This window comes from Prevotella sp. P5-92, from assembly GCF_002251245.1.
In the GTDB taxonomy this organism is placed as follows: domain Bacteria; phylum Bacteroidota; class Bacteroidia; order Bacteroidales; family Bacteroidaceae; genus Prevotella.
This window is the reverse complement of the sequence record NZ_NPJG01000066.1, coordinates 1-2,312: the sequence shown is the minus strand read 5'-3', so window position 1 is coordinate 2,312 and position 2,312 is coordinate 1. Positions and strand designations below refer to the sequence as shown.

Below are 2,312 nucleotides of genomic sequence, written 5' to 3'. Positions count from 1 at the left end.
GTGCATAAGGATAAATTGTTATAAAATAATAAACATCTATACCTCGCTGTTGCATAGTTTTGATTAGCGGAAAATCGCAATCAGTAAAGAAGAGATTACTTAAATATATTACCTTCATATATATTATAAATGTAAGTATTCAATTTAGGGCACACGTCTGATTTAAAGTACTTTGCAGTGCTCTATCATTTCGTGTGTTAAAAATTAAACGTTTGATTGTAACTGTTCGGTGAAGTCCGTCATTGCAGATTCAAAAAAACTTTGTACCTTTGCAGCGCGCCCCATTGCGCACTGATTTTCGTCGAGTGTATGACGTTTAGCCCTGCTGATGCATTGACATCAGCAAGGACTTCACCTTTATTTATAACTTAATATTGACTCAGTTAATGTCTTCCCAAAACTCAGGAAGTAGTTTGTATAAATCTTCGTCATTGGTGTTTTGCTTTCTGTTGTTCATTGTCGCTAAAAATTTAAAGTGAAAATATCAGCGACAAAGATAATGCAAATCGAGTGCAGAAGCACCAAGTTTGCTTGAGTGTTATGCCGAAATATCGTGCCAACGAGAGCAGAGCCAAGCATACTTGGGCTATGCCGAGTGCAGCCGATATTCAACGATGTTAAATGCAGCTTATCTTGTGCAAAGGTACGATAATTATTCTATATGACAATGACGGGGTTCACCGAACAGTTACTTTTTTCTCATATTCCTCCAAATCAATCAGATATAACAATAAAGGCCAAAGCAACAATCGATATGGCATATCAACCGTTCCATTTAGGACATAAGACGACAACATAATTGCAAATATTGAAGTATATAGAGGCGAGATTGATTTACGTTTAAATATACAAAAATTCACCAAAACATACAACATAAATATTACATATAACAATCCAAAAGTATTAAATTCTCCGAATATACCTATATCAACCCTATAAAATCCAAAATCTTGCGCTCTTTCTATCATCTTGCCATAAGAGGATTCACCAAATGCAATGCCATTACCAAACAATACAGTTCCTAATCCAACTTGAAATTCATTTATATAATATAGTATGGACATAATTCTAATGTCATCTTCACCTTTCTCAGTATTCGACTCCATCTTTTCAAGGAAATTTCCCTCCAAACTTTCATTTGTCAAGAAGGACAATAAACCAAAAAATAGTAATCCAATTATGATCCATTGACTTATTGATAATTTCTTATTCATAACCAGAAAATAGACTATTCCAAATAACACTCCAAACAACAACATTCTTTCGAGTTGAAAGAAAATGCCTAACATAAAAATCGAACACCATATCAGATTTATAGTATTCTTTGTTAATGACCAACGATACAAGAAATAAAAAAGAGGAATAAAGCATAGTCTATCTCCAGATATGCAATATCTATTCAATCCCATTCGAATTTCCGTGCCAGGTCTTGTTCCAAACAAATAACTTCCTGCGAAAAATTGCTGATAAATACATATACCGACGTATAACAATGCCAAATATATGAATATTTTGATCAAAGACGTTTTACTGATAGGGAATTTGTGTAACACGAAATATAAACAGGGTATCGATAGATATGGAAGCAGAGTCCTAAATGTCGCATACGTTCCCTGACCTCTATATATATAACATGATAGAGAAGATATGCAGAAAAACATCATCATTGAAATTATTATCTTCTTATTGGATTTTAAGTATGGTATTTTGTTTTTCCCAATAAATAAGAACCCAAAGTTAGCCAGATATACAAGGCCTGAAAATGTTCCCATTTTTTCTTTTAGGGGAACATAATTAAAGAAAAGATTAGTTGATAAGATTATTAAAATAAAAAAAAATAAATACAATATATTTCTTCGATACATAATTGAATTATTTTACAACAGACAACAACCGTCTAATTAGGGATTGTCGTTTAATTCTTTCAGTCGTGGAGGCATAGAGGTCAGCTTGGTATCTTGATGCTCCATGCGACAAGTTTTAATTGCTTTTTGCTGGTATAACGGCACTCCAAAGTCGTGTATTTGCTACCTTTGCCGATAACAGATTAGGAGTTCTCTTCGGAGGACTCCATCTTAATTCCGTTTCAGATGTCTCTTATGCCGCCTTGGTCTCTTGCAGCCCAGCCAGACGCCCCGCCAGGTGGACTGCGTTCGCTGTGTGGATGCCGAAGAAGATGTACAGGATCTCTGTTTTCTTCTTCCTGGCCTTGATCCTGCGCATGGCGTAATGCTCTTTCTGTGTTCCGAACGAGCCTTCCATCTGAGTGGCCCTGACTCTTGCCAGTTCCTTGCGGACATAGTCTTCCTCCC

The 2,312-nt window shown here is 35.6% G+C and carries 1 protein-coding gene and 1 pseudogene; both read right to left on the bottom strand.

From position 1 onward, the window contains the following. Nucleotides 1-677: 677 nt before the first annotated feature. Entirely contained in the window at nt 678-1,214 is a 537-nt protein-coding gene (locus CIK99_RS14910) for a hypothetical protein (protein WP_144007925.1), read from the bottom strand. Between the two features lie 883 nt (nt 1,215-2,097). Then, nucleotides 2,098-2,312: pseudogene (locus tag CIK99_RS06730) on the bottom strand (DDE transposase); the annotation flags it as partial.